The organism is Ochrobactrum sp. PL_is483, assembly GCF_055816855.1.
Genome location: NZ_JBVPGS010000039.1, coordinates 231,927 through 254,411 on the forward strand (window position 1 = coordinate 231,927; position 22,485 = coordinate 254,411).

Below are 22,485 nucleotides of genomic sequence, written 5' to 3' on the forward strand. Positions count from 1 at the left end.
TGCCGGAGCAGAGCCACATATTCATGTGTTCAGGCGCAAAGGGACAACACGGCAAGGTAAGATGACCTCCCGATATGGTGGTTGAGCTTTCCACTCATTGTTCCCCGCATTTCCACTACCAATTTATAAGCGGTGAGTGCGTGTCGGAGTCAAGCCACCGAATGACGTAGTCAGGCTGCGAAATGAAGATAAATTTATGCAAAACGAAAGGGCTGCGCCATAAAACGCAGCCCTTTGTGCAAAAGAAGAATTGCTTGATGCTAAAACAGAATGAAGTTTCGCATCGGATGGCAGGAACTAGAACTTGTAGTTCAGACCTGCCTTGATCGAATGGTTCTTCAGGTTGTTGCGCTGCTCCACGCCGTTGACGCGGGACTTCACGTCGCCGAAACGCTGAAAGTCATATTCAGCCTTGACCGAGAGCGGGCCGCTCAGCGCCTGTTCGACACCGGCGCCGATCAGTGCGCCGCCTTCCCAGCCCGGAGCCGAGGTGGTGTTGTCCTTGGCCTTGAAACGGGTCACGCCATAACCGGCGGTGCCGTAAATGAGCGTCTTGTCGAAGGCGTAGCCGATCTTGCCCTTGGCGTTGCCGTTCCACGATTGCTGAAGGCTGCCGCCATGACCGATGCGATGCTCCGCTTCGGCAAAGTTGCCTTCGAGTTCCGCGCCGAACACGACATTGCCGCTCTGCATGTTTTTGCCCACGACAACGCCGCCAAGCGCGCCGGTGCGGTTGGTGAAGGGGCCGGGAATCTTGGAAGATGAAGCGCCGATCTGTGCGCCGATATAGTTGCCGGACCAGTCATGCGGGCCGCTGGCAACCGGATCGTTGTACGAATAGTCGGTTGCTCCCATCATGTCGGCAGCGAAAGCCGAACCTGCAAAAGCAACGATTGCGGCGCCAAGCGCCACTGCGGTGATAGAACGCTTCAACATTTTTTACTCCGATTTTCCCGTCCGAAAACGCTGGCGGGAAACATGCCTGAATTCATTATTGCCATCGAAAGGCCTTGCCTTCGGTCTGGCTTTCGTCTCACCTCTGATTGTGTCCAAATTTAAGAAAATTCGAGCGATTTCCATGCATTGCGTAACCATTCTTCGCGCTATGCTTAACAATCGGTAACTGCTCGATGCCTGGTTTTGTTAGATGAATCCCAATCCACGAAAGCTGGCATGGCCGTGCTTCCCGATGATGACGTGATCGTGCACCGTGATGTTGAGCGCCTTGGCAGCATTGACGAGCTGCTTGGTCATGTCGATGTCGGCGCGCGAAGGCGTCGGGTCGCCCGATGGGTGGTTGTGGACCAAAATAATGGCCGTTGCAGAAAGTTCCAGCGCGCGTTTGACCACCTCGCGCGGATAGACCGGCGTGTGATCGACCGTGCCGGTCTGTTGGACTTCATCGGCAATAAGCTTGTTCTTCTTGTCGAGGAACAGGATACGGAACTGCTCGCGGGTCTCGTATGCCATGGCGGTGGTGCAATATTCGATCACCTGGTTCCATGAACCCAGCACTTCGCGCTCCATGACCGTGCTGCGCGCGCTTCTCTTGGCGACAGCTTCCACAAGCTTGAGTTCATGCGCGACGGTGGGACCGGCACCGGGCACTTCGGCAATCAGCTTTTCGGGGGCGGCCAGCACTTCGGCAATCGAGCCGAACCGGGTCAGAAGCGCCTTGGCGATCGGTTTGGTGTCGGCGCGGCGAATGGCGCGAAACAGCAGCATTTCGAGCAATTCATAATCCGCCAACGCATCGGGAGTTTCCCTGAAACGCTGTTTGAGACGATCGCGATGCCCGGCGTAATGCGGCTTGTCGATTTTGGGCGTCAATTGCAGCGTATCGCTAAAGCCGGGCAAGTGCGCATTACCCGGCTCATTCTTGTTCTTTGCCATCCTGTTTAAACCCCCGCAAAAACAGACCAGACAATTATCGGGATAACATCACTTCGACATTATCTCATGGAAGGCGGTCCGAAGACATTGGCTGGAGAGAGTGTGAATATCTCGCAGCCGTCTTTCGTGACGCCAACCGTGTGTTCATATTGGGCCGTCAGCGACCGATCTCGTGTAACCGCTGTCCAGCCGTCGGCAAGAACCTTCACATGAGGCTTGCCGAGATTGATCATCGGCTCGATGGTGAAGATCATGCCTTCCTTGATTTCCACTCCTTCATTCGGCGTGCCGTAATGAAGGATATTCGGTGCATCGTGAAACAGCTGCCCGACACCATGGCCGCAGAAATCGCGCACGACAGAGCAGCGTTCGCCTTCGGCATAGGTCTGGATCGCCGCACCGATTGCGCCGGTCTTGGCGCCCGGCTTGACGGCCGCGATCCCGCGCAAAAGGCTTTCATAGGTGACTTCCAGCAGCCGTTCGGCGGCGCGCTTGATTTCGCCCACCGCATACATGCGGCTGGAATCGCCGTGCCAGCCATCGAGCAGATAGGTGACGTCAATATTGACGATATCGCCCTCGCGCAGCGGCTTGTCGTTTGGAATGCCGTGGCAGACGACGTGATTGATCGAGGTGCAGGTCGATTTCGTATAGCCGCGATAGTTCAGCGTTGCCGGAAACGCGCCGTGATCCATGCCGAACTCGAACACGAAACGGTCGATCTCGTTGGTTGTCACACCCGGCTTGACGATATCGTTGAGGGCATCGAGGCAGCGAGCCGTCAGATTGCAGACCGTGCGCATCCCCTCGAAAGCCTCGGGGCCATAGAGCCTGATCTGGCCCGTATATTTCATGGGTGCGCTTGTCGCTTCGATATAGGTTACCATCACTCGATCCGTCTCATTTACTCAATTGGCACCAGCTCGGTGGCGTCAATGCTGTTATCCGTTATGTGGCACCGAACGGCCCAGGCCTCAACCCCGTTTGCACGCGCATGTTCAAAAGCGCGTGCGTAAGTGGGATCAAGATCGCCGGAAATGCTGAATCTGCTGCAGTCGTTTCGCTGGATAATAAACAGCATCACGCCTCGATGACCAGCGGCAACCATGTCGACCAGTTCGTCGAGGTGTTTCGCGCCGCGCGCCGTCACCGTATCGGGAAACTCCGCCAGTCCGAGCGTGCGGATGAAATGCACATTCTTGACCTCGACATAGGCCCGCTGGCGCGGACCGTCATCCAGCAGAAGATCGATGCGCGAATTGCGGCCATATTTCTGCTCGCGCTTGAGGCTGGCATATCCCGCGAGGTCGGGAATGAGACCTTTCAGGATCGCTTCCTCGGCGATTCTGTTGGGCAAGCCGGTGTTCACGCCGACCAGCGTATTATCCGCTTCAACGATCTGCAACGTATGGGCATATTTGCGGTGAGGGGCGTCCGAAACGCTCAGCCAGACGCGGGAACCCGGCGCGGTCAGTCCGAGCATCGAACCGGTATTGGGCACGGACGCTGTGATGAACCGCCCGTCGTCAAGCGTGACGTCGGCAAGAAATCTTTTGTAACGGCGTTCCAGCCTGCCGGTAATCAGAGGTGTTTGAAAAATCATGCGCCGATGTAGAGCAGTTCGGCGCGTATGCGAAAGGGTTTTCTGACAGCTTCGCGGAAATAGCCAGGAAACGGGCAGGGGTCAGAATAAGACCTTGATGACATCCGCCCAGCTCATATCCGCACTGAGCGCCATTGCCGCAGCAACCAGACCGGCGCCGAGAAAGGTGAGGGTGGTTCTTGTTTCGCTTGTCATTATTCTTCCCCATCAAATCAGTCGTTCGAAGTTGGGAAGAATTTCGCGGGTGATTGAGCCCGGATTGTGATGCGATAATGGCTATTCCGGGCAATTTGCAGGCATTTTACGGATAGGGTAAACGCCGCCGCCCTCCGCTATTGCCTTACCCATTCGAAGACGAGCTCCTCGCGGAATGCGAAGCGGACGACATGGCTTGCCACGACTTCTTCAAGACGGCCGAGGTTTTCTTCCGAGGTTTCGACAGTCACGATCAGTTTTTCCGCATCGGCATCGAGAATCACGAGGCGATTCTCGCCAAGATCGATAGTGCCATGTTCAGGGGTGAATTCGACGGCGAACTTGTGTGCCCAGTGCTTGCAGAGCTGCTGCAGATAGCGGCTGGCATGGGCAGTGGGAACGATTGCTGTTGCTTTCGGCATCATGCTGTCCTTCCAAAAAGGTTGCAGACAGGCGCGTAGCAACATCCTGGCAGATCAGCCAGTAATATTTGCGTCAATTATAAGGGAAAAGAAAAACCAGCAATGGTACGCCCAAGGGGAATCGAACCCCTGTTTCCGCCGTGAAAGGGCGGCGTCCTAACCGCTAGACGATGGGCGCCCGTTGCTGGTGTGGGGCGCTTATAGTCAGGAAATTTCCGACATGCAAGCCCCTTTTTCACTTGTCCGTGAATAATTTCGAACAGAACAAAACTATGCGCAAAAAGCGCCAAGTGATTGAATTGTAAGGGGAAAAGAAAAAAACCAGCAATGGTACGCCCAAGGGGAATCGAACCCCTGTTTCCGCCGTGAAAGGGCGGCGTCCTAACCGCTAGACGATGGGCGCCCGTTGCTGGTGTGAGTGGGCTTATATTGAGGAAGGTTCTGACTCGCAAGCCCCAAAAAACACTTTTCTGAAAAAAATCGAATGTACTGCAAAAATGGGGAAAATTTCTGCGGTCGTCCTTGGTACGGCCTTGAAAAATAAGGACAAAAGAAAAAGCCGGATCTTGCGACCCGGCTTCCGGTGTTCGGTGAGGGTGTTTTTCTCAGCCTTTGCAGCGCCAGTTCCAGTCACGCTCCGGCCCGACATCGACGTGAACCGAAGTCGTGTGGCAATAGGTGCCGACGCCGCCACGTCCCGGCATGGAGCGGGCAAAACGGGCAATCTCCCATTTGGAAACGCCGTCGATCTGGATGTCGGCTGCGGCGCAGATCATATGAAGCGATTTGCGGGCACCGTTGACCTTGCGATTATAGGATGGGCTGCGATAGCCCGAAGTCACCATAACTGGACGACGGAAATGACGCTCCATGGTTTTCAGCATGGAAACGAGCTGCGGTTTGAGGCAGGCGACATCCACGGTTTCGCGTTGCACCTTCAAGCCGTTCGGCGTAAGGCGGGCAAGGCCCGGAGCTGACGCAAGCGTCACGCTTGCAAATTCATCGTCTTCATTCGCATCAATATCGCTATCGTCATAGAGACTGTTGCGATGCTTGATTTCGATGCCGCCATTCGGGCGCACACCCGGTAGCGAATAATTGTAATCGTGCTTGGCGGAAGGCGAAACCGGCTTCACGACGGCAAGTTTCTTGCTTTCCGTTCTGTCAGAGCGTGCGCCGGTCGATTCGTCGGAGAAAAGCCGGGCAATACTGCCTTGCGAGGCCGTTGGGCTCTGCGGTGAGGCGTAGGCGCTCTTGGTGGAACCAAACAGGGAAGCGACCTGAACCGGCTTTTCAGCCTCGACAGGCTTTGCGGTTGGGGTCTGCTGTGGTTCGGCTGCCTCAGCCGTCTTTTCTTCCTTGGCCGGTTCCTGCGGCTTCTTCGCGGTGTCGGCGGAAGCCGCTTCCGCTGGTTGTTCGGAGGCTTGAGCAGTTGATTCCGGTGTTGCCGACTTGCTGCCGCCGAACATGCCGAAAAGCGACGTGCTCTTCGGCTGCTGCGGGGCGAGGGCGGCGACCTCGGTCGGCTGCTGCTCGGTGGCCGCCGCGGTTGTTGCCGGCTTCGCCTGCTCTTTATTATTGGCGTTTGTCGCCCCTGCCACGGTGGCAGGCTTTGTTTCACCGGGCTTGGCTTCCGGCTTTTTCGCTTCCGCGGAAGTGGGCGTCGTTGCCCCTGCGACGGTTGTCTGGTCAGCGGCGCTTTGCAACGTTTCCGCAATGACGGAGCCGTCAGTGGCGGAGGTCATCTGAAGCGGCTTGCCGTCAAGACCCGTCCCGGTTGACGTGCAGGACGTGACAAGAAGCGCGAGCAAAGCCACGCTGCCTGATAGAAACCTGCCGGAGGTCCGGTGTGTAGAATGTGCAAATTTCAACAGTCTGCTCCAGCTCGATTTCCCTGACCAGTTTGGCGTCCCGAATTCATCCGGGCCCACCTGGTTTCGGGAGATCGGCTCTCCCGTGCGAGGCTGACGTCATGCTTGATGGCTTGCCGTCCCCACCGCTCCCGACTGTTTGTGCCGGGAAGAAATTCAGAAATATCAGCGTGTTATGATAGTCACTTCAGAGCGATGACAGTCATTTCGCTGTAACGGGCAAATCACCTGTCGGGCAATTCGCTACCAATTTTTAAGTTTTTTAATCGCCGAGTGCAACTATTGATGCGCATGTGGTGTTAAATGACTTGGCGTTTAGCCCGGAATATTCGCATGTAACAAAATATTACTTCGTGTAACTCTTGGTTAGGTTTTTCCTTCCTGATAGCCCGTTGGTGTGGCGTTCCGTCCTTCTGGACAAGGCGAATTTCCGATTTGCATCACTCACTTGTTGACAGGACGCCTCGACTTGGTGCTATCCCTTGCCAATTGCTTTATCTTTGTCTGGCGCTGTGACCAACAGCGCCTAATGCGGCATTAACCGGGAACAGAAACATGACCAAGCGCACGCGGCAGATCGCCAATCTTTTGCTGGCAGCAACAGCGGCGGCGATGCTCACGGCGTGCGCGGGCGGAAAAGAGTTTCAGGGCGTGCCGCAGGAAGGTGCCTCCCGCACCGGCGTTTTCCCGACATTCGGCCATATGCCGAAGGCTGCGACCACGCAGATCACCGCAGAAGAAAAGCAACAGCTTACGACCAAGCTTGATGCCGACCGCACGCGTCTGGCGGCATCCAGAACCGGCGGCGCGGGTTTCACGCCCGCCGAAGCTGCTGCACTGCGCAAGCAGGCGCAGCTAGATACGGACGCTACCCTGAAACAGATCGAAAGCGGGGAAGAGTAACCCTCTTCCTTGGTTGTTGGCGCGCATCTTATCCGAAAACCGTTTCACACTTTTCGGGATGTGCTCTAAAGACGAAAGCCGGGTTCTTTGACCCGGCAACATGTCTCGACCCGATTCGAGAACAGGTGTATAGCTCCTCTGCGGCGCATGCGCGCCATTACGTTCAACCCTCCACTGGAACAGGATCATGTCGGAAGAATTCCATAAAGTCCGCCGTCTGCCCCCTTATGTCTTTGAACAGGTCAACCGTCTGAAGGCATCGGCGCGAGCGGCGGGTGCCGACATCATCGATCTAGGCATGGGCAACCCCGATCTTCCGACCCCGCAGAACATCGTCGACAAGCTTTGCGAGGCCGTGCAGGACCCGCGCGCCCATCGTTATTCGGCTTCCAAGGGCATTCCGGGCTTGCGTCGCGCGCAGGCACAATATTATGCGCGCCGCTTTGGCGTGAAGCTCAATCCGGACACTCAGGTCGTCGCCACGCTCGGCTCCAAGGAAGGTTTCGCCAATATGGCGCAGGCCATCACCGCGCCGGGCGATGTGGTGCTTTGCCCGGATCCAACCTATCCGATCCACTCCTTCGGCTTCATCATGTCGGGCGGCGTGATCCGTTCGGTACAGGCAAAGCCTGACGAGAACTTCATCCCGACGCTGGAGCGCGGCGTGAAGCACTCCATCCCGAAGCCGATCGCGCTGATCCTCAATTTCCCGTCCAATCCGACGGCCTATGTGGCGACGCTCGATTTCTACAAGGATGTCGTCGCGTTTGCCCGCAAGCATGACATCGTCATCCTGTCGGATCTCGCCTATTCGGAAATCTATTTCGATGGCAACCCGCCGCCATCGGTGCTGGAAGTGCCGGGCGCCATGGACGTGACCGTAGAGTTCACTTCCATGTCGAAGACATTCTCCATGCCGGGCTGGCGCATGGGCTTTGCGGTCGGCAATGAACGCCTGATTGCAGCGCTGACGCGCGTAAAATCCTATCTCGATTATGGCGCGTTCACGCCGATCCAGGTTGCCGCGACGGCGGCGCTCAATGGCGACGGCTCGGATATCGCCTATGTGCGCAATGTCTATAAGCAGCGCCGTGACGTGCTGGTCGAAAGCTTCGGTCGGGCAGGCTGGGATGTTCCACCGCCAGCCGCAACCATGTTTGCCTGGGTTCCGATCCCGGAACGCTTCCGTTCGCTGGGTTCGCTTGAATTCTCCAAGCTTCTGGTCGAACAGGCCGATGTGGCCGTCGCGCCGGGCATCGGTTTCGGCGAGCATGGCGACGATTATGTGCGCATCGCGCTGGTTGAGAACGAGCATCGCATCCGTCAGGCCGCGCGCAACATCAAGCGTTTTCTCTCTGCCAAGCATGAGAACCTGCAAAATGTGATTCCGCTCGACGGTCGTCGCGGATAGTCTTTAAAAATCGCTACGGGCGGCAACTCGCCGCCTGTGGTTCCCACCCGATAAGCCACTCCATACAGAAGGTCGAAATAATGAGTGATGCATTACGGATCGGCGTTGCCGGCCTCGGCACCGTTGGTGCTTCGGTGTTGCGTATCCTGCGTGACAAGTCCGAAATGCTCACGCGCCAATGCGGCAAGCCTGTTACGGTTACAGCGGTCAGTGCGCGTGACCGCAACCGGGATCGCGGTATCGATCTTTCCGGCATCGCATGGTTCGACGACCCGGTGGAGCTTGCGAAATCCGCCGATATCGATGTTTTTGTGGAATTGATCGGCGGCGAGGATGGCCCGGCCAAAGCTTCCGTGGAAGCGGCTCTGCGCGCGGGTCGCCATGTCGTAACCGCAAACAAGGCCCTGCTTGCGCGCCACGGCGTTGCGCTCGCCAGAATTTCCGAAGACAAGGGCGTTCTGCTCAATTTCGAAGCGGCTGTCGCAGGCGGTATCCCGGTTATCAAGGCCATGCGTGAATCGCTGACCGGTAATACGGTGTCGCGTGTCTATGGCATCATGAACGGCACCTGCAACTACATCCTGACCCGGATGTGGGAAGAAGGCATTTCGTTCGAGGATTGTCTCAAGGATGCGCAGCGTCTGGGCTATGCCGAAGCAGATCCGACCTTCGATATCGAGGGCAACGACACGGCGCACAAGCTGGCGCTGCTGACCAGCCTTGCCTTCGGCACGCAGATCGCAGCCGACGATATTTATCTGGAAGGCATCAGCAATATTTCGCTGGCCGATATTCGCGCCGCCGATGAACTGGGCTATCGCATCAAGCTTCTGGGCGTTGCGCAGAAGACCGATACGGGCATTGAACAGCGCGTGCATCCGACCATGGTGCCAACCTCGTCGGTGATCGCGCAGGTTCATGGCGTGACCAATGCCGTGGCAATCGAAACCGACCTGTTGGGCGAGCTTCTGCTTTCCGGCCCCGGTGCGGGCGGCAATGCGACGGCATCCGCTGTGATCGGCGATGTTGCCGATATTGCGAAAAGTCGTCCCGGTTTCCAGCACGGGCCGGTTTTCGGCACGCCCGCCAAGGCGTTGCAGCCCTATAAGCGCGCCAAGATGCGCAAGCATGCGGGCGGCTACTTCATCCGCCTGACCGTGCTTGACCGTATCGGTGCTTTTGCGGCCATCGCCAAGCGTATGGCCGAAAACGACATCTCGCTGGAGTCGATCGTGCAGCGTCCGCCGATGGACGATGCGCAGCGCGAAGGCATCAAGACGGTCATCCTCGTCACGCATGAAACGACCGAATCGGCCGTCAAGAAGGCGCTGGAAGCGATCCTCAAGGACGACCATCTGGTCGACAAGCCGCAGATGATCCGTATCGAACGGGCAGGCTGATTGGGGATATTCTGCTCTCTTGCAGGTTCGATTCACCTTTGTTATGAAGGCCAGGTTATTCGGTTCAAGAAATAAACAGGAAAGGAGGGCTGTGCGATGTATGTGAAGCGTCATGATCATCACCGTCAGTATGGCCCCGGTTTTGCCCTGCATAAGTAATTTGTGCAGGGCGGAAAAGACACTCAACCACTGTCTTATTCTGCCTTTTCCTGAAGGCGCGGTCATCGACCGTTGCCGGACATTCGCCAGCACATTGATGCATATCGCGGTTTGGAAACCGAGCGTCTGTGCGTGGCAGAATTGGGCTGATTGCCATGTCTCTTGTTTCTATCCAGAATCTTTCGCTGACCCTTCATGAGCCACTTTTTGCCAATCTCGATCTCGTCATAGGCGAGGGCGAGCGCCTTGGTCTCGTTGCTGCCAACGGGCGCGGCAAGACCAGTCTTCTGCGCCTCCTTGTCGGCGAGGGCGAACCAACGCTCGGCGCGATCACGCGGTCGCGTGGATTGAAGATCGGGTATGTCAGCCAATACGTTCCAGAAAGCCTATTAAACCGCAGTTTCTACGAGGTTGTGCTGGATGGGCTCGATGAAGAAGCGCGGGATTATGAAAGCTGGCGCGCCGATATCGTTCTGGATGATCTGCGCGTGGCCGATGAATTGCGCCAGCTTCCCGTGCGCCAACTCAGCGGCGGCTGGCAGCGGCTAGCGCTTCTGGCCCGCGCATGGGTGTCGGAACCCGATGTTCTCCTGCTCGATGAGCCTACCAACCATCTGGACCTCGAAAAGGTGCGGTTGCTGGAAGACTGGCTGAATGCGCTACCGCGTTCGGTGGCGGTGATTGTCAGCAGTCACGACCGCGCCTTCCTTGATGCGGTGACGAAGCGCACCCTGTTCCTGAGGGCGGAAAAGTCGCCCGTTTTCGCCTTGCCCTATAGCCAGGCACGGGTTGCGCTTGATGAAATCGACGCGGCGGATGCCCGGCAGTTCGAAAAGGACATGAAGACAGTCCAGCAATTGCGCAGGCAGGCGGCGAAGCTCAACAATATCGGCATCAATTCCGGCAGCGACCTGCTCGTTATCAAGACCAAGCAGTTGAAAGCGCGGGCCGACAAGATCGAGGAAACTGCCAAAGCAGCCCATGTGGAGCGCTCTGCCGGCAAGATCATATTGAACAGCCGCGGTAGCCACGCCAAGGCACTGGTTGTTCTCGATCACGCCGATATTGCCACGCCAGACAGCAGGCTTCTCTTCAAGACGGGGCAGTTTTGGATCAATCCGGGCGACCGCATTGTCCTGCTTGGCGCCAACGGCATGGGCAAGACGCGGCTGCTGACGCTGGTGCGCGAGGCCATTCTTGCTCCGGAACGGGCGCAGACCGGGATCAAGGCGACGCCATCGCTGGTGCTTGGATATAGCGATCAGGCCTTGTCGGAACTTCGCCCGGAGTGGACCCCGTTCGAGACGATTGCGAAACGTTTCGACATTGGCGACCAGCGGACGCGATCCCTGCTGGCCGGTGCCGGGATGACGCTTGAAATGCAGGCGAAGCCGCTGGAACGCCTGTCTGGCGGGCAGAAGGCGCGGCTGGCCATGCTGGTTCTGCGGCTGACCAATCCGAACTTCTATATTCTCGATGAACCGACCAACCATCTCGATATCGAGGGGCAGGAAGCGCTGGAAGTGGAACTGCTGCGCAATGAGGCGGCAAGCCTGATCGTCTCGCACGACCGGAGTTTTGTTCGCAATGTCGGCAACCGTTTCTGGATGATCGAAAGAAAAAAGCTGATCGAGCTGGAAAGTCCGGAGTTTTTCTTCGATGCTATCGGAAGCTGAATAGGCGCAACATCTTTCGGTTGTTTAATAACTTCTGGTCGGGTGTGAGTGTTCACATCCGGTCGGGACATGAAACGAAGCGTGTATTGCTTAAATCGATTAAGAGTTTGAGCGTACAATGTTTTTAGCCCTCGCGCCCTTGCAGGGTGCGGGGGACTTTGACAAAAGGTTTGCACAGTGTCGCTATAAGAGGCGGCAGTCGCGGGCGTCATGCGCCGCATCCACGCAATTCGAATTCAGGACTTTGTTCAAATGGCCAAGACCGCAGAGCAGCAACCCCATGGACTCGACCGCATTCTCACACTCGAACTGGTCCGCGTGGCCGAGCGTGCAGCAGTGGCGGCGGCGAGGCTGCGTGGCCGTGGCGACGAGATGGCCGCCGATCAGGCTGCCGTCGATGCCATGCGTCAGGAACTGAACCGCCTTCCGATTACCGGAACGGTTGTCATCGGTGAAGGTGAGCGCGACGAAGCGCCGATGCTCTATATCGGCGAAGAGGTTGGCACCAGGCAGGGGCCGGACGTTGATATCGCGCTCGACCCGCTGGAAGGCACCACGATCTGCGCCAAGAACCTGCCGAACTCGCTTGCTGTCATCGCGATTGCCGAGAAGGGCAACCTGCTTTACGCGCCTGATGTCTACATGGAAAAGATCGCAGTCGGTCCGGGCTATGCGAAGGGCGTCGTCGATCTCGACGCCAGCCCGACGGACAACATCATGTCAGTTGCCAAGGCGAAGGGTGTGAAGCCGAATGAAATCACTGCCTGCATCATGGACCGTCCGCGTCATGCGCGGCTGATCGAGGAAGTGCGGGCGACCGGCGCTGCGATCCGCCTGATCGGCGACGGTGACGTGGCCGGTGTCATGCACACGACCAACCCGGATGAAACCGGCATCGACATCTATATCGGTATCGGTGGCGCGCCTGAGGGCGTTCTGGCTGCGGCAGCGCTGCGTTGCATCGGCGGCCAGATGCAGGGCCGTCTCCAGCTCAATACCGATGAAAAGATTGCCCGCGCTGCCAAGATGGGCATTGCCGATCCCAAAAAGGTCTACACGATGGAAGAAATGGCCAAGGGCGACGTGCTTTTTGCCGCGACCGGCGTGACGGACGGCAACATGCTTTCCGGCGTCAAGTTCGCCCGCGACTATATCCAGACGCATACCATCGTCATGCGTTCAAGCTCGCAGACGGTGCGCGAGATCAAGGCAAGGCATCAGGACCTGTCCAAGTTCTAGGTCTTATAGGTCCTTCGACTTTATCAAAGGCGGCATTGCAAAATGCCGCCTTTGACATGTTCGCGTTTTGATTCAGGCTTTCGGCTTAGGTTGCAACGCCTTCAACACCAGTCTTGTGATATCTGCATGGATGTCGGCACGCGGGCGACCGGCATCATCGCAAACAGGATCTATCTCTCCTCCGGCTTTAAGGAGGTCTGCGGCGCCTTTCTTGCATTCGGGCATGAAGCTGAAATGGTTAGCGCCAGCGACGGCGGCATAAGTTCCTTTGGGCGTGATTGATGCCAGCTTCTCAGCCGCAATTCCTGGAGGGACCGCGTCGCCTTCACCAAGATTGATGAAGCTCATCGGGATTGAAATCGATGCCAGGCTCTCTTCGTCGTAAGCCCGCACAAGATCGGGATCAATAAGTACGGCTGACGTAATGCGGCGGTCGAGATTGGATTGCTCGAAGCGGTTTCTGTCGACCGAGCGCAAATCGACCTTGTCGACTTTGATCTGCTTGTTATTTCGATAGCCAACGCCACCGGCATACCATGCGCAATCCCATTTGTCGTAGACATCACAATAGAGGGCATAGGCGTCGAGATTGGCCCTTGCGCCTGCGATTTCCATTGCTGCGGTACCGCCGAGCGAAAATCCGAGGACGCTGATCTTGTTTTTGTCGACTATGTCGTTCCATGCAGGATCAGTCGTCATCGTGTCGATCACTGCCGACAGATCTCCGGTGCGCTGCCAGATTTTCGGTGTGTCCTGCGGTGTGGAATCGCCACTGGTGGTACCGGGATGGTTTGGCGCTGCAACGATGTAGCCCGCTCTGGCCAGCTCGGTTGCGAGCCACGCCATACCCTGAAAGCGTCCGCCGGAACCATGCGACATGACGATGAGCGGGAAGCTGCCTTTTTCGGGCCGGGCGTTGATTGCGGCCGGAGCCCCTTTGAACACTTCATTGTCTCCGACAAGAGAAGTCGTGCCCCCGGTTGCGGCTGGATACCATATACCCACTTCGAGATTGCGCCCCGTTTGCGCATTGTTGAACTTGACTTCCCGCTGGCCGACCTCATGGGCCTGACTGGGGGCGGCGGTTAAAAAGGTGAAGAGGATAGTGACGATGTAGTAGAGAAACATGGCGGTCTCCGCTGATTGATGGAACAGGGCGAACGTCATCCGATTTTGCGCGAACTGCGTCCTCGATCATGATTCAGGTCGTCTCGGATCGCGATTTGGGCCATGATGGCTGCCTGTTTGTCACTCGTGTGTGCTTTATGATTTTCATTCCTCTGCCGTTCGTCTCCGCACTTCTGCTTCTTTTTCTGATGGCAATTCTGTTGCACCGTTTCGGCTGGAACGGAGCGAACCGTCCCTTCCTGCTCGTGTTGGGGTTGTGCGCGTCGCAGTCTTTCATTGTCGGTCTGCGCTGGGGCTACGGCATTACGGAATTGCGCCATGTTTTGCCTGTTCTGGCCAGTTGCCTGCCGGGGCTTACGCTGATGAGTTTCAGAAGCCTCATCCATCAGGCGAAAGCAGACGATAACGTTCTGACCTGGTTTCACGCGCTGCCACCCTTCGTCATTGCCGCACTGGTTTATTTCGCGCCGGGTTTGATCGACGTAGCGCTGATTGGGCTTTACGTCGGCTATGCGGTCGCCTTGGTGCTGCTTGGGCGCTCTGGTCCTGACGCCTTGGATGCGGCGCGTCTCGACAGTGCGGTGGCAGCGCATCGGGCGCTTGTCATCGCAGCCGCCTCGCTGTGCTTTTCTGCCTTGTTCGATCTTATAGTGGTCCTGGATTTCGAATGGTGGAAAGGCGATTACACGGCTGCGATCATTGGCAATGCCAATCTGCTGGGCCTGTTTCTTATCGGCCTGACCGCGCTGGCGGCGGCTCGCGCCAAAGCTGTACCAGAACCGGAATTTGAAACGACGCCATCGGCGCCAAATGTCGAAGTAGATCGCAATGTTCTGGACAAGGTCGAAGCGCTTTTGAATGAGCAAAAGCTCTTTCTCGATGAGAATCTGACGCTGTCGCGGCTGGCTCGGCGCGCCTCCCTTCCGGCGCGCCAGATATCGGGCGCCATCAACCGGCTGACGGGCCAGAATGTTTCCCGTTTCATCAACGATTACCGAATTGCGGAAGCTTGTCGGCGGCTTGAGAAGGACGACATCTCGATAACCACTGTGATGTTTGAATCCGGGTTCCAGACCAAATCAAACTTCAATAGGGAGTTCCGGCGGGTAACGTCGCTTAGTCCTGCCGACTGGCGAGATAGAAATCGTCCATCTTGACCGTCTGCCGCCTTTTGTGTCTTTAGAATCTCATGACCATAGAGCGCTTTTTCCTCGGAATAAAACAATCCGCAACCGGGCAGAAATGGGTGGACCGGCTTGGCCTTCGTGAGGCCAATACGGCACTAGCCATCGCGCAGCATCACGGCATTTCCGATCTGGTTGCCCGCGTGCTGGCAGGGCGGGGCGTCTCGGTGGAAGGCGCGCCTGAATTTGTCGATCCGACATTGCGCAATCTCATGCCCGATCCGGCGACGCTCACCGATATGGAAAATGCGGCAGGGCGCATTGCCGATGCCATTCTGCGCCGCGAGACCGTGGCCATTTTCGGCGACTACGATGTGGATGGGGCCTGTTCCTCCGCCTTGATGGCGCGTTTTTTCAAACATTACGGCATTCAGCACTCCATCTACATTCCCGACCGGATTTTTGAAGGTTATGGCCCAAACCCCGATGCCATGCGCGATCTGGTTGCCAAGGGCGCGACCCTGATCGTCACCGTCGATTGCGGCACCAACAGCGCACCTTCCATCACGGCGGCGAAGCAGGCCGGGGCGGATGTCGTGGTGCTCGATCACCATCAGGTTGGCGGCGACCTGCCGGAAGATGCGGTGGCGATCGTCAACCCGAACCGTGAAGACGATATTTCCCTGCAAGGGCATCTCTGCGCGGCGGGCGTGGTCTTTCTGACGCTGGTGCAGGTCACAAAAATCTTGCGCGAGCGTGGCAAAGGGCCAGGTCCCGATCTTCTTTCCCTGCTAGATCTGGTGGCGCTCGCCACGGTCTGCGACGTGGTGCCCCTAACCGGCGTCAATCGCGCTTTCGTCGTCAAGGGGCTGCTCGTTGCCCGCTCGCAGAGCAATGTTGGCCTCGCGGCGCTTGCCCGCGTGGCGCGCATCGGCGAGCCACTCAATGTCTTCCATCTGGGATACCTGATCGGGCCGCGCATCAATGCAGGCGGGCGCATCGGTGATGCCGGGCTTGGCGCTCGGCTGCTGACGCTGGATGATCCTGCAACGGCGGACCGTATCGCTGTTGAACTCGACCGGCTCAATCAGGAGCGTCAGGCCATGGAGGCCGAGATGCTCATGGAGGCGGAAGCGGAGGCCTCGCTGGAAATCTCCGGCGGCGCGGGCGCATCGGTGATCGTGACGGCAAGCGACCGCTGGCATCCGGGCATTGTCGGGCTGCTCGCTTCACGGTTGAAAGAAAAGGCCCGGCGACCGGCCTTTGCCATCGCGTTCAATGCCAATGGCGTTGGTTCGGGCTCCGGGCGCTCGATCATGGGGCTTGATCTCGGCAAGCTGGTTCGCGGCGCGATGGAGCGTGGGCTGCTCGTCAAGGGCGGCGGCCACGCCATGGCTGCGGGTATCACCATCGAGCGCGGCAATCTTGGCGCGCTGCGTGCCTATCTTGAAGAGGAATCGGCGCATATCATTTCGCGCCTGCGGGAAAACCAGAGCCTTTCCATCGATGGCGCGCTGGCCGCGTCAGGTGCCACCGTGTCGCTCTATGAAGCCTTGCAAAAGGCAGGGCCCTATGGTTCAGCGCATCCGCAGCCCATATTGGCGCTGCCGCATCACATACTGGCCGATGTGCGGGGCGTCGGGCGCGATCATGTGCGCGTCACATTGCGCGGCGCGGATGGAAAGCGCGTCAACGCCATCGCCTTCCGGGCGGCGGAAGGCGATCTCGGGCGCTTCCTGTTCAACAATATCGGCCAGAGCGTGCATGTGGCGGGCAATCTGTCGCTAAACCACTGGAATGGCTCGGTCACTCCTCAGATACAGATTCTGGACGCAGCTTTGCCAGTTTGAAATTTCAGGATTTTTTTGTCTTCACGCTCTTGTGAGGGGCGGGGGCCAATTCCCATATGAGCACTGATTTAAACATTCAGACATGACTCTAAATGGGAGAAACCGATGCCGGGTTCCGGAAACCGCCTGACCAAACTGACAGCTGCAATGGTGCTAGGGCTGATTGCCTCCTTTGCTGCGGTCGATTTCGCCGAGGCTCGCCGCGCGGGCGGTGGCGGTTTCGGCAGCCGCGGTGCGCGCACCTATTCCGCGCCAGCGCCGACGCGCACGGCACCCAACAACGCCGCTCCCATCGAACGTTCGATGACGCCGAACACGGGCGCGACACAGACCAGCCGTCCGGCGGCAGGCGCAACGCAGAATGCGGCGCAGGCGCAGCGTTCCGGCGGCATGTTCGGCAATTTCGGCCGTTCCATGCTGGGCGGTCTTCTGGTCGGCGGACTGATCGGCATGCTGCTCGGTAACGGCCTTGGCGGTCTTGCGGGCATGTTCGGCCTGATCCTGCAGGTTGCTGTGATCGCGCTCATTGCCATGTTCGTTATGCGCATGTTCGCGAACCGTCGCCAGCCAGCGGCGGCAGGTGCCGGTAACGCAGGCGCGCAGCCCTTCGGCGCGGCAAAGGCTGCCGCCCCACAGGCTGGTCCTCTGGCCGGTTTTGGCGGTCGCACGCCATCGGTGAACCCGTTCGAGACAAAGCAGGAAGCTGCACCCGCTGCCCCGGCCCCCGCTTCCCCTGCCGTTGAAGACGAACCGATGGATGTCGGTCAGGAAGATCTGGACCGTTTTGAGCAGATGCTGTCCGAAATCCAGACCGCTTATGGCCGCGAGGATTATGCGGCGCTGCGCAAGCTTGCCACGCCGGAAGCCATGTCCTATCTGGCTGAAGAGTTGGGCGAGATCGCTTCCAGCGGCATGCGCAACGAAGTGAAGGACGTGAAGCTTCTGCAGGGCGATGTGTCGGAAGCCTGGCGCGAAGGCAATGCCGAATATGCAACCGTTGCTATCCGCTATTCGGCAATCGATGTGATGCTGGATCGCAATACCGGCGCTGTTGTCGAGGGCAATCCCGACGAGCCGGTGGAAAGCGTCGAGCTCTGGACGTTCACCCGCAAGGACGGCGGCGAATGGCAGCTTGCTGCCATTCAGGGAACGGAATAACCGTTCAGGATTGAAAAACCCGGTCTCGCGACCGGGTTTTTTGTTACCAGCTACCGATGTTTTCGGCGGAAGCCCATGGTTCTTGCAGGGCGAGCCGTTCGCCCTTCTGGATCAGTTCGATGGAAATGCCGTCGGGCGACTTGATGAAGGCCATGTGGCCGTCACGCGGCGGACGGTTGATGGTGACGCCTGCGTCCTGCAACCTCTGGCAGGTCGCATAGATGTCATCGACCATATAGGCTAGATGGCCGAAATTGCGCCCGCCCGTATAGGTTTCCGGGTCCCAGTTGTAGGTCAGCTCCAGTTCCGGTGCGCGTTCCGCCTTCGCCCGGTCCGTATCGGAAGGCGCTGCGAGAAAGATCAGCGTGAAGCGGCCCTTTTCATTTTCTGTGCGGCGGATTTCTTCAAGGCCGAGCTTGTTTACATAAAAATCGAGAGATTCATCGATGTCGCGAATTCGGACCATCGTGTGCAGATAGCGCATAGTCTTTTCCTCGGCTGTTGTGATGCAGAAGGCTGAAGTATGGAAAACGTATGGAAGACCGATTGGTTCGCCCGGAATATCGAATCCGACGCCTGAGGCCGAAGGTCAAGCCATGGCGGACGCAATGCGCCCAAAAATTTGAGGCGGCATATGTGAGCGGAATGTCCCGAAAACAACATTGCCAAATCGATGGCCGGCCATATTTGAGAGCGTGGCGCGGTTTCAGGCGCCGCCGCGCCGGAAAAGTAACCATGAAGTTGTGAAGTGTGTGGTCTTCATGGGGACGGACACAAGTTTGGACTTGCCGCCTCCGGTTAAGGAAGTGTTATTCTTTGGACAAGAATCAGGTCGGAATCACAACGGAAGAACAGAGGAGGGGCGAACGCATGGCGGACAAGTCTGTGTCAAATGACCAGTTTCACAGCCAGCACGCCTCGGAAGAGCTGGGCGAAATCATCGAAGTTTCGGGCCATATCAAATGGTTCGACGTAGCCAAGGGCTATGGCTTCATCGTTCCGGACCAGCCGGGCCTCAATGACATTCTTCTTCATGTGACTTCACTGCGTCGCGATGGCTTCCAGACCGCTCTGGAAGGGGCGCGCATCGTCTGTGAAGTCCGGCAGGGCGAGCGCGGCCTGCAATGTTTCCGCGTGCTGTCGATGGATACCTCGACCGCCGTTCATCCGGCGCAGATGCCGCCGCAGCGCACCCATGTCACCGTTACGCCGTCGAGCGGACTTGAGCGCGTGATCGTCAAGTGGTTCAACCGCACCAAGGGTTTCGGCTTTCTGACGCGCGGTGAAGGCACCGAAGATATTTTCATCCACATGGAAACGCTGCGTCGTTTCGGCATGATGGAACTGCGCCCCGGTCAGGTGGTGCTCATCCGCTTCGGTGAGGGCGACAAGGGCCTGATGGCTGCTGAAATTCATCCGGATATTGGAACGGCAATTCCCGTTTCTCATTAGGGTCTGGTCCGACCGGAGTGAAACGAGGGCGATCAAGATTATGCTACCTGGAGCGCCGATCCGATCCAATCGGATCAAAACGCGATCGACCGCGCGCCAATTCAAAGCGTGCCGGATTTACCCGATTGTTGTAACAAGCAGGTGAGGGCGCGGTGCTGGTCCTCACGCGGTCTTGTGGTCATCCCGTCCCGTTGATAGGTTCCGGCTTGGTCTTTTTGTTTGAACAGGCAGGTTATGGGCCGTATTTTTCTTGCTTTTGCATTTGTTTTCCTTGCATTCACCGCTCACGCTGATGAAGCACAGCCGATGAGGTTGCCAGTCGACAAGGAGCCGCTGACATTCGTCACCGCCAATGGCAACAAGGTGAATTTTGCGCTTGAAGTCGCAGACACTGACGAAGCTCGCGTTCGCGGCCTGATGTGGCGCACGGATTTTCCGCAGGACCGGGCGATGATCTTCGTATTTGGCGAGATGCGCCGCATCATGATGTGGATGCAGAATACGCCGTCGCCGCTCGATATGGTCTTCCTCGATGACAAGGGGCGCGTATCGGCCATTCACGAAAATGCGGTGCCTTTCTCCGAAAATATCATTTCCTCGGAAGGTCCGGCGGCGTATGTCGTGGAACTTCTGGCCGGCACGGCTAAACGGACCGGCATAAAGATTGGCGACAAGGCCACCCATCGCGTGATCTGCGGCGCTTGCCGATCCTGATCGCAATCAAGAGGAATTTCAGGTGAGTGTCTTCGACATGGAATATTTTGAGCATGACGGCTTGCGTCTGGCATATCGTCAGGATGGAGAAGGAGATCCCATCCTGCTCATTCACGGCTTTGCTTCGTCAAGTCTGGTCAACTGGGTTTCGCCCGGCTGGTTCCGAACGCTGACGGAAGCCGGATATCGTGTCATTGCCATCGATAATCGCGGGCATGGGCTTTCCGCCAAGCCGCATGATGCGGATGAATACACGCCGACCAAGATGGCGGCGGATGCGGCGGCTCTGCTCGATCACCTCGGCATCGAAAAGGCGCATGTCATGGGCTATTCCATGGGCGCCCGCATTACCGCCTTCATGGCTCTCGAACATGCCGGGCGCGTTCATAGCGCCGTTTTCGGCGGGCTTGGCATCGGCATGGTCACGGGCGCGGGCGATTGGGAACCGATTGGCGAGGCGCTGCTTGCCGAAGACCCGACGACGATCACGCATCCACGCGGGCAGATGTTCCGCAAATTTGCCGACCAGACCAGGAGCGACCGCATCGCCCTTGCGGCCTGCGTGATTACCTCGAAGGAACTTGTTCCCGCCGCCGCGATAGCGCGCATCATGCAGCCTGTTCTGGTTGCCGTCGGCACGACCGACGATATTGCGGGCAGCGCGCAGGAACTGGCCGATCTTCTGCCCAATGGACAGGCGGTCGACATTCCGGGCCGCGACCATATGCTGGCCGTTGGCGACAAGGTCTACAAGCAGGCAGTGCTGGAGTTTTTGAAAGAAAACCCGCTCTGACGGAAGTTTGATCTTTTGCAAAGTGCGCGCGTCGCAGCCGCGTCAAATTCGGCTGTGTCAAGGCAAGTCTTTTTAAGGTATGCTGCGCGCCGAACTCGTATTGCGGCGCGGGGACTGAGTGAAAGCACGGCTGTCTCTCCCCTCGCGCGGTGCAAAACTGGAGTATGCATATGTCCGTTCGCACATCAGCGAAAGCAGCCCCCGGTCTGGGGCAGGTCGATCCCATCTGGCATTCCATCCGCGCCGAAGCGGAGGAAGCCGCCAAGAACGATCCCGTTCTGGGCACGTTTCTTTATGCGACGATTCTCAATCAACCAAGTCTGGAAGATGCAGTCACGCATCGCATTTCCGAGCGCCTCGGCCATGCCGATCTGAGCGCCGATATTCTGCGCCAGACTTTTGATGCGATGCTGGATGCCAATCCGGAATGGTCGCAAACCGTGCGCGTCGATATTCAGGCGGTTTATGATCGCGACCCGGCCTATAGCCGCTTCATGGACCCTATCCTTTATCTGAAGGGCTTCCATGCGATCCAGACCCACCGTCTGGCGCATTGGCTTTACCATCAAGGCCGCAAGGATTTCGCCTATTACCTGCAAAGCCGTTCCTCATCGATCTTCCAGACCGATATTCATCCAGCGGCGCGGCTTGGCAGCGGCCTGTTCCTCGATCATGCGACCGGCCTTGTCGTTGGCGAGACGGCCCTGATCGAAGACAATGTTTCGATCCTCCATGGCGTCACGCTTGGCGGCACGGGCAAATCGAGCGGCGATCGTCATCCGAAAATCCGTCATGGCGTGCTGATCGGCGCGGGTGCGAAAATTCTCGGCAATATCGAAGTTGGCCATTGCTCGAAGATTGCCGCCGGTTCGGTGGTTCTGAAGCCTGTGCCGAACAATGTCACGGTCGCCGGTGTGCCTGCCCGGATCATGGGCGATACGGGCTGCGCAGAGCCTTCCCGCGTCATGGACCAGATGCTGGGCGAAGGAATCTAGCCCATTTTCCACCATTGATATCGGTTGAGCCGAAGAAACAGGGCCGCTTGCTGGTTTTCTCCCGCGGGCGGCCTATATGATGACGCAAGCGGCAATTCGCTGGCTACGCCCTTGGGATAGTCGATGTCAGGGGTTTACATAAGAAAATGCCGGGTGCAATAAACCGGCTCAATTCAATTTCAGGAGAAGCCGGTTGAAACCCGAAGAACTCAAAAAACTGGACGCCTATTTCAAACGGACCTTCAATAATCCCGGCCTGCAGGTGAAGGCGCGCCCGCGCAAGAACGACTCCGCCGAGCTTTATCTCGAGGACGAGTTTCTGGGCCTGATCTACAAGGATGAGGACGAGGGCGAACTCTCCTACAATTTCTCGATGGCCATTCTCGACGTCGATCTTTGATCGATCACGGCAATCGCGTCGCTGACGACGCCGATGCCCATGCAGGAATGTTCTTGACGCCCTTTCCCATGGAGAGGGCGTTTTGTTGTTGAAACGTGC

21 protein-coding genes and 2 tRNA genes are annotated in these 22,485 nt (G+C 57.7%); 13 read left to right on the top strand and 10 right to left on the bottom strand.

Translation table 11 applies throughout. The features are described from left to right. Positions 1-297 precede the first annotated feature (297 nt). From AC0TNJ_RS18050 to AC0TNJ_RS18085, 8 genes are all read right to left on the bottom strand, one after another. Positions 298-936, bottom strand: a complete 639-nt coding sequence (locus tag AC0TNJ_RS18050; RefSeq protein ID WP_122000537.1) for an outer membrane protein — start codon at positions 934-936, stop codon at positions 298-300. 207 nt (positions 937-1,143) lie between these two features. After that, entirely contained in the window at positions 1,144-1,893 is a 750-nt protein-coding gene (gene radC, locus AC0TNJ_RS18055; RefSeq protein ID WP_473771914.1) for a RadC family protein, read from the bottom strand. Between the two features lie 59 nt (positions 1,894-1,952). Further along, positions 1,953-2,780: a type I methionyl aminopeptidase gene (gene map / locus AC0TNJ_RS18060; RefSeq protein WP_006470294.1), complete on the bottom strand. Its 828-nt coding sequence runs from the start codon at positions 2,778-2,780 to the stop codon at positions 1,953-1,955. Positions 2,781-2,797: 17 nt separating this feature from the next. Then, entirely contained in the window at positions 2,798-3,496 is a 699-nt protein-coding gene (gene sfsA / locus AC0TNJ_RS18065) for a DNA/RNA nuclease SfsA (protein WP_473771915.1), read from the bottom strand. A gap of 332 nt (positions 3,497-3,828) precedes the next feature. Beyond that, positions 3,829-4,113 (bottom strand): DUF2218 domain-containing protein, encoded by a 285-nt coding sequence (locus tag AC0TNJ_RS18070; protein ID WP_473771939.1) that lies wholly within the window; start codon positions 4,111-4,113, stop codon positions 3,829-3,831. A 103-nt stretch (positions 4,114-4,216) separates the two neighbouring features. Beyond that, positions 4,217-4,291: transfer RNA gene (locus AC0TNJ_RS18075), tRNA-Glu, on the bottom strand. 150 nt (positions 4,292-4,441) lie between these two features. Then, positions 4,442-4,516 (bottom strand) — tRNA-Glu (locus AC0TNJ_RS18080). A gap of 202 nt (positions 4,517-4,718) precedes the next feature. Continuing rightward, positions 4,719-5,984 (bottom strand): D-Ala-D-Ala carboxypeptidase family metallohydrolase, encoded by a 1,266-nt coding sequence (locus tag AC0TNJ_RS18085; RefSeq protein WP_473771916.1) that lies wholly within the window; start codon positions 5,982-5,984, stop codon positions 4,719-4,721. Between the two features lie 555 nt (positions 5,985-6,539). Here AC0TNJ_RS18085 and AC0TNJ_RS18090 point away from each other — a divergent pair. From AC0TNJ_RS18090 to glpX, 5 genes are all read left to right on the top strand, one after another. Continuing rightward, complete coding sequence (locus AC0TNJ_RS18090) at positions 6,540-6,887, top strand: hypothetical protein (protein WP_473769511.1); 348 nt, start codon at positions 6,540-6,542, stop codon at positions 6,885-6,887. A 187-nt stretch (positions 6,888-7,074) separates the two neighbouring features. Beyond that, positions 7,075-8,298 carry an LL-diaminopimelate aminotransferase gene (locus tag AC0TNJ_RS18095; RefSeq protein ID WP_122002428.1) on the top strand — a complete coding sequence of 408 codons (1,224 nt, stop codon included), beginning with the start codon at positions 7,075-7,077 and terminating at the stop codon, positions 8,296-8,298. Between the two features lie 80 nt (positions 8,299-8,378). Next, positions 8,379-9,698 carry a homoserine dehydrogenase gene (locus tag AC0TNJ_RS18100; RefSeq protein ID WP_122002427.1) on the top strand — a complete coding sequence of 440 codons (1,320 nt, stop codon included), beginning with the start codon at positions 8,379-8,381 and terminating at the stop codon, positions 9,696-9,698. A 314-nt stretch (positions 9,699-10,012) separates the two neighbouring features. Beyond that, a complete protein-coding gene (locus AC0TNJ_RS18105) occupies positions 10,013-11,533 on the top strand; it encodes an ABC-F family ATP-binding cassette domain-containing protein (protein ID WP_473771917.1) in 1,521 nt (506 codons plus the stop codon). A 252-nt stretch (positions 11,534-11,785) separates the two neighbouring features. Beyond that, entirely contained in the window at positions 11,786-12,772 is a 987-nt protein-coding gene (gene glpX / locus AC0TNJ_RS18110; protein WP_122002426.1) for a class II fructose-bisphosphatase, read from the top strand. Between the two features lie 72 nt (positions 12,773-12,844). On the opposite strand, the gene AC0TNJ_RS18115 is transcribed toward glpX, so the two are convergent. Beyond that, complete coding sequence (locus AC0TNJ_RS18115; protein WP_473771918.1) at positions 12,845-13,900, bottom strand: alpha/beta hydrolase family protein; 1,056 nt, start codon at positions 13,898-13,900, stop codon at positions 12,845-12,847. A 137-nt stretch (positions 13,901-14,037) separates the two neighbouring features. On the opposite strand from AC0TNJ_RS18115, the gene AC0TNJ_RS18120 reads away from it, so the two are divergent. The 3 genes from AC0TNJ_RS18120 (at position 14,038) to AC0TNJ_RS18130 (ending at position 18,032) form a co-directional block, all read left to right on the top strand. Next, positions 14,038-15,057 carry a helix-turn-helix domain-containing protein gene (locus AC0TNJ_RS18120; protein ID WP_473771919.1) on the top strand — a complete coding sequence of 340 codons (1,020 nt, stop codon included), beginning with the start codon at positions 14,038-14,040 and terminating at the stop codon, positions 15,055-15,057. 32 nt (positions 15,058-15,089) lie between these two features. Further along, positions 15,090-16,874 carry a single-stranded-DNA-specific exonuclease RecJ gene (gene recJ, locus AC0TNJ_RS18125; protein WP_473771920.1) on the top strand — a complete coding sequence of 595 codons (1,785 nt, stop codon included), beginning with the start codon at positions 15,090-15,092 and terminating at the stop codon, positions 16,872-16,874. Between the two features lie 105 nt (positions 16,875-16,979). Then, positions 16,980-18,032: a Tim44 domain-containing protein gene (locus AC0TNJ_RS18130; RefSeq protein WP_473771921.1), complete on the top strand. Its 1,053-nt coding sequence runs from the start codon at positions 16,980-16,982 to the stop codon at positions 18,030-18,032. Between the two features lie 43 nt (positions 18,033-18,075). Here the strand turns inward: AC0TNJ_RS18130 and gloA are convergent, their stop codons facing one another. Continuing rightward, positions 18,076-18,516 (bottom strand): lactoylglutathione lyase, encoded by a 441-nt coding sequence (gloA, locus tag AC0TNJ_RS18135; protein ID WP_473771922.1) that lies wholly within the window; start codon positions 18,514-18,516, stop codon positions 18,076-18,078. A gap of 386 nt (positions 18,517-18,902) precedes the next feature. Between gloA and AC0TNJ_RS18140 the strand changes: the two genes are divergently transcribed. From AC0TNJ_RS18140 to AC0TNJ_RS18160, 5 genes are all read left to right on the top strand, one after another. Continuing rightward, positions 18,903-19,484 carry a cold-shock protein gene (locus tag AC0TNJ_RS18140; RefSeq protein WP_122002432.1) on the top strand — a complete coding sequence of 194 codons (582 nt, stop codon included), beginning with the start codon at positions 18,903-18,905 and terminating at the stop codon, positions 19,482-19,484. A gap of 234 nt (positions 19,485-19,718) precedes the next feature. Continuing rightward, on the top strand, positions 19,719-20,198 hold the full coding sequence (locus AC0TNJ_RS18145; RefSeq protein WP_122002421.1) for a DUF192 domain-containing protein: 480 nt from the start codon (positions 19,719-19,721) through the stop codon (positions 20,196-20,198). Between the two features lie 22 nt (positions 20,199-20,220). Continuing rightward, entirely contained in the window at positions 20,221-20,991 is a 771-nt protein-coding gene (locus AC0TNJ_RS18150) for an alpha/beta fold hydrolase (RefSeq protein ID WP_473771923.1), read from the top strand. A gap of 170 nt (positions 20,992-21,161) precedes the next feature. Next, positions 21,162-21,986 carry a serine O-acetyltransferase gene (gene cysE, locus AC0TNJ_RS18155; RefSeq protein WP_122002419.1) on the top strand — a complete coding sequence of 275 codons (825 nt, stop codon included), beginning with the start codon at positions 21,162-21,164 and terminating at the stop codon, positions 21,984-21,986. A 193-nt stretch (positions 21,987-22,179) separates the two neighbouring features. Then, positions 22,180-22,386 carry a DUF3126 family protein gene (locus AC0TNJ_RS18160; RefSeq protein ID WP_006467055.1) on the top strand — a complete coding sequence of 69 codons (207 nt, stop codon included), beginning with the start codon at positions 22,180-22,182 and terminating at the stop codon, positions 22,384-22,386. Positions 22,387-22,485 lie beyond the last annotated feature (99 nt).

Excerpts from the sequence above, each read along its gene's own strand:
- recJ (WP_473771920.1), top strand. The coding sequence starts at position 15,090 with ATGACCATAGAGCGCTTTTTCCTCGGAATAAAACAATCCGCAACCGGG.
- AC0TNJ_RS18095 (WP_122002428.1), top strand. The coding sequence starts at position 7,075 with ATGTCGGAAGAATTCCATAAAGTCCGCCGTCTGCCCCCTTATGTCTTT.
- AC0TNJ_RS18130 (WP_473771921.1), top strand. The coding sequence starts at position 16,980 with ATGCCGGGTTCCGGAAACCGCCTGACCAAACTGACAGCTGCAATGGTG.
- AC0TNJ_RS18105 (WP_473771917.1), top strand. The coding sequence starts at position 10,013 with ATGTCTCTTGTTTCTATCCAGAATCTTTCGCTGACCCTTCATGAGCCA.
- AC0TNJ_RS18090 (WP_473769511.1), top strand. The coding sequence starts at position 6,540 with ATGACCAAGCGCACGCGGCAGATCGCCAATCTTTTGCTGGCAGCAACA.
- AC0TNJ_RS18070 (WP_473771939.1), bottom strand. The coding sequence starts at position 4,113 with ATGCCGAAAGCAACAGCAATCGTTCCCACTGCCCATGCCAGCCGCTAT.
- AC0TNJ_RS18050 (WP_122000537.1), bottom strand. The coding sequence starts at position 936 with ATGTTGAAGCGTTCTATCACCGCAGTGGCGCTTGGCGCCGCAATCGTT.
- AC0TNJ_RS18100 (WP_122002427.1), top strand. The coding sequence starts at position 8,379 with ATGAGTGATGCATTACGGATCGGCGTTGCCGGCCTCGGCACCGTTGGT.
- gloA (WP_473771922.1), bottom strand. The coding sequence starts at position 18,516 with ATGCGCTATCTGCACACGATGGTCCGAATTCGCGACATCGATGAATCT.
- AC0TNJ_RS18120 (WP_473771919.1), top strand. The coding sequence starts at position 14,038 with ATGATTTTCATTCCTCTGCCGTTCGTCTCCGCACTTCTGCTTCTTTTT.
- AC0TNJ_RS18145 (WP_122002421.1), top strand. The coding sequence starts at position 19,719 with ATGGGCCGTATTTTTCTTGCTTTTGCATTTGTTTTCCTTGCATTCACC.
- AC0TNJ_RS18140 (WP_122002432.1), top strand. The coding sequence starts at position 18,903 with ATGGCGGACAAGTCTGTGTCAAATGACCAGTTTCACAGCCAGCACGCC.
- glpX (WP_122002426.1), top strand. The coding sequence starts at position 11,786 with ATGGCCAAGACCGCAGAGCAGCAACCCCATGGACTCGACCGCATTCTC.
- radC (WP_473771914.1), bottom strand. The coding sequence starts at position 1,893 with ATGGCAAAGAACAAGAATGAGCCGGGTAATGCGCACTTGCCCGGCTTT.
- cysE (WP_122002419.1), top strand. The coding sequence starts at position 21,162 with ATGTCCGTTCGCACATCAGCGAAAGCAGCCCCCGGTCTGGGGCAGGTC.
- sfsA (WP_473771915.1), bottom strand. The coding sequence starts at position 3,496 with ATGATTTTTCAAACACCTCTGATTACCGGCAGGCTGGAACGCCGTTAC.
- AC0TNJ_RS18115 (WP_473771918.1), bottom strand. The coding sequence starts at position 13,900 with ATGTTTCTCTACTACATCGTCACTATCCTCTTCACCTTTTTAACCGCC.
- map (WP_006470294.1), bottom strand. The coding sequence starts at position 2,780 with ATGGTAACCTATATCGAAGCGACAAGCGCACCCATGAAATATACGGGC.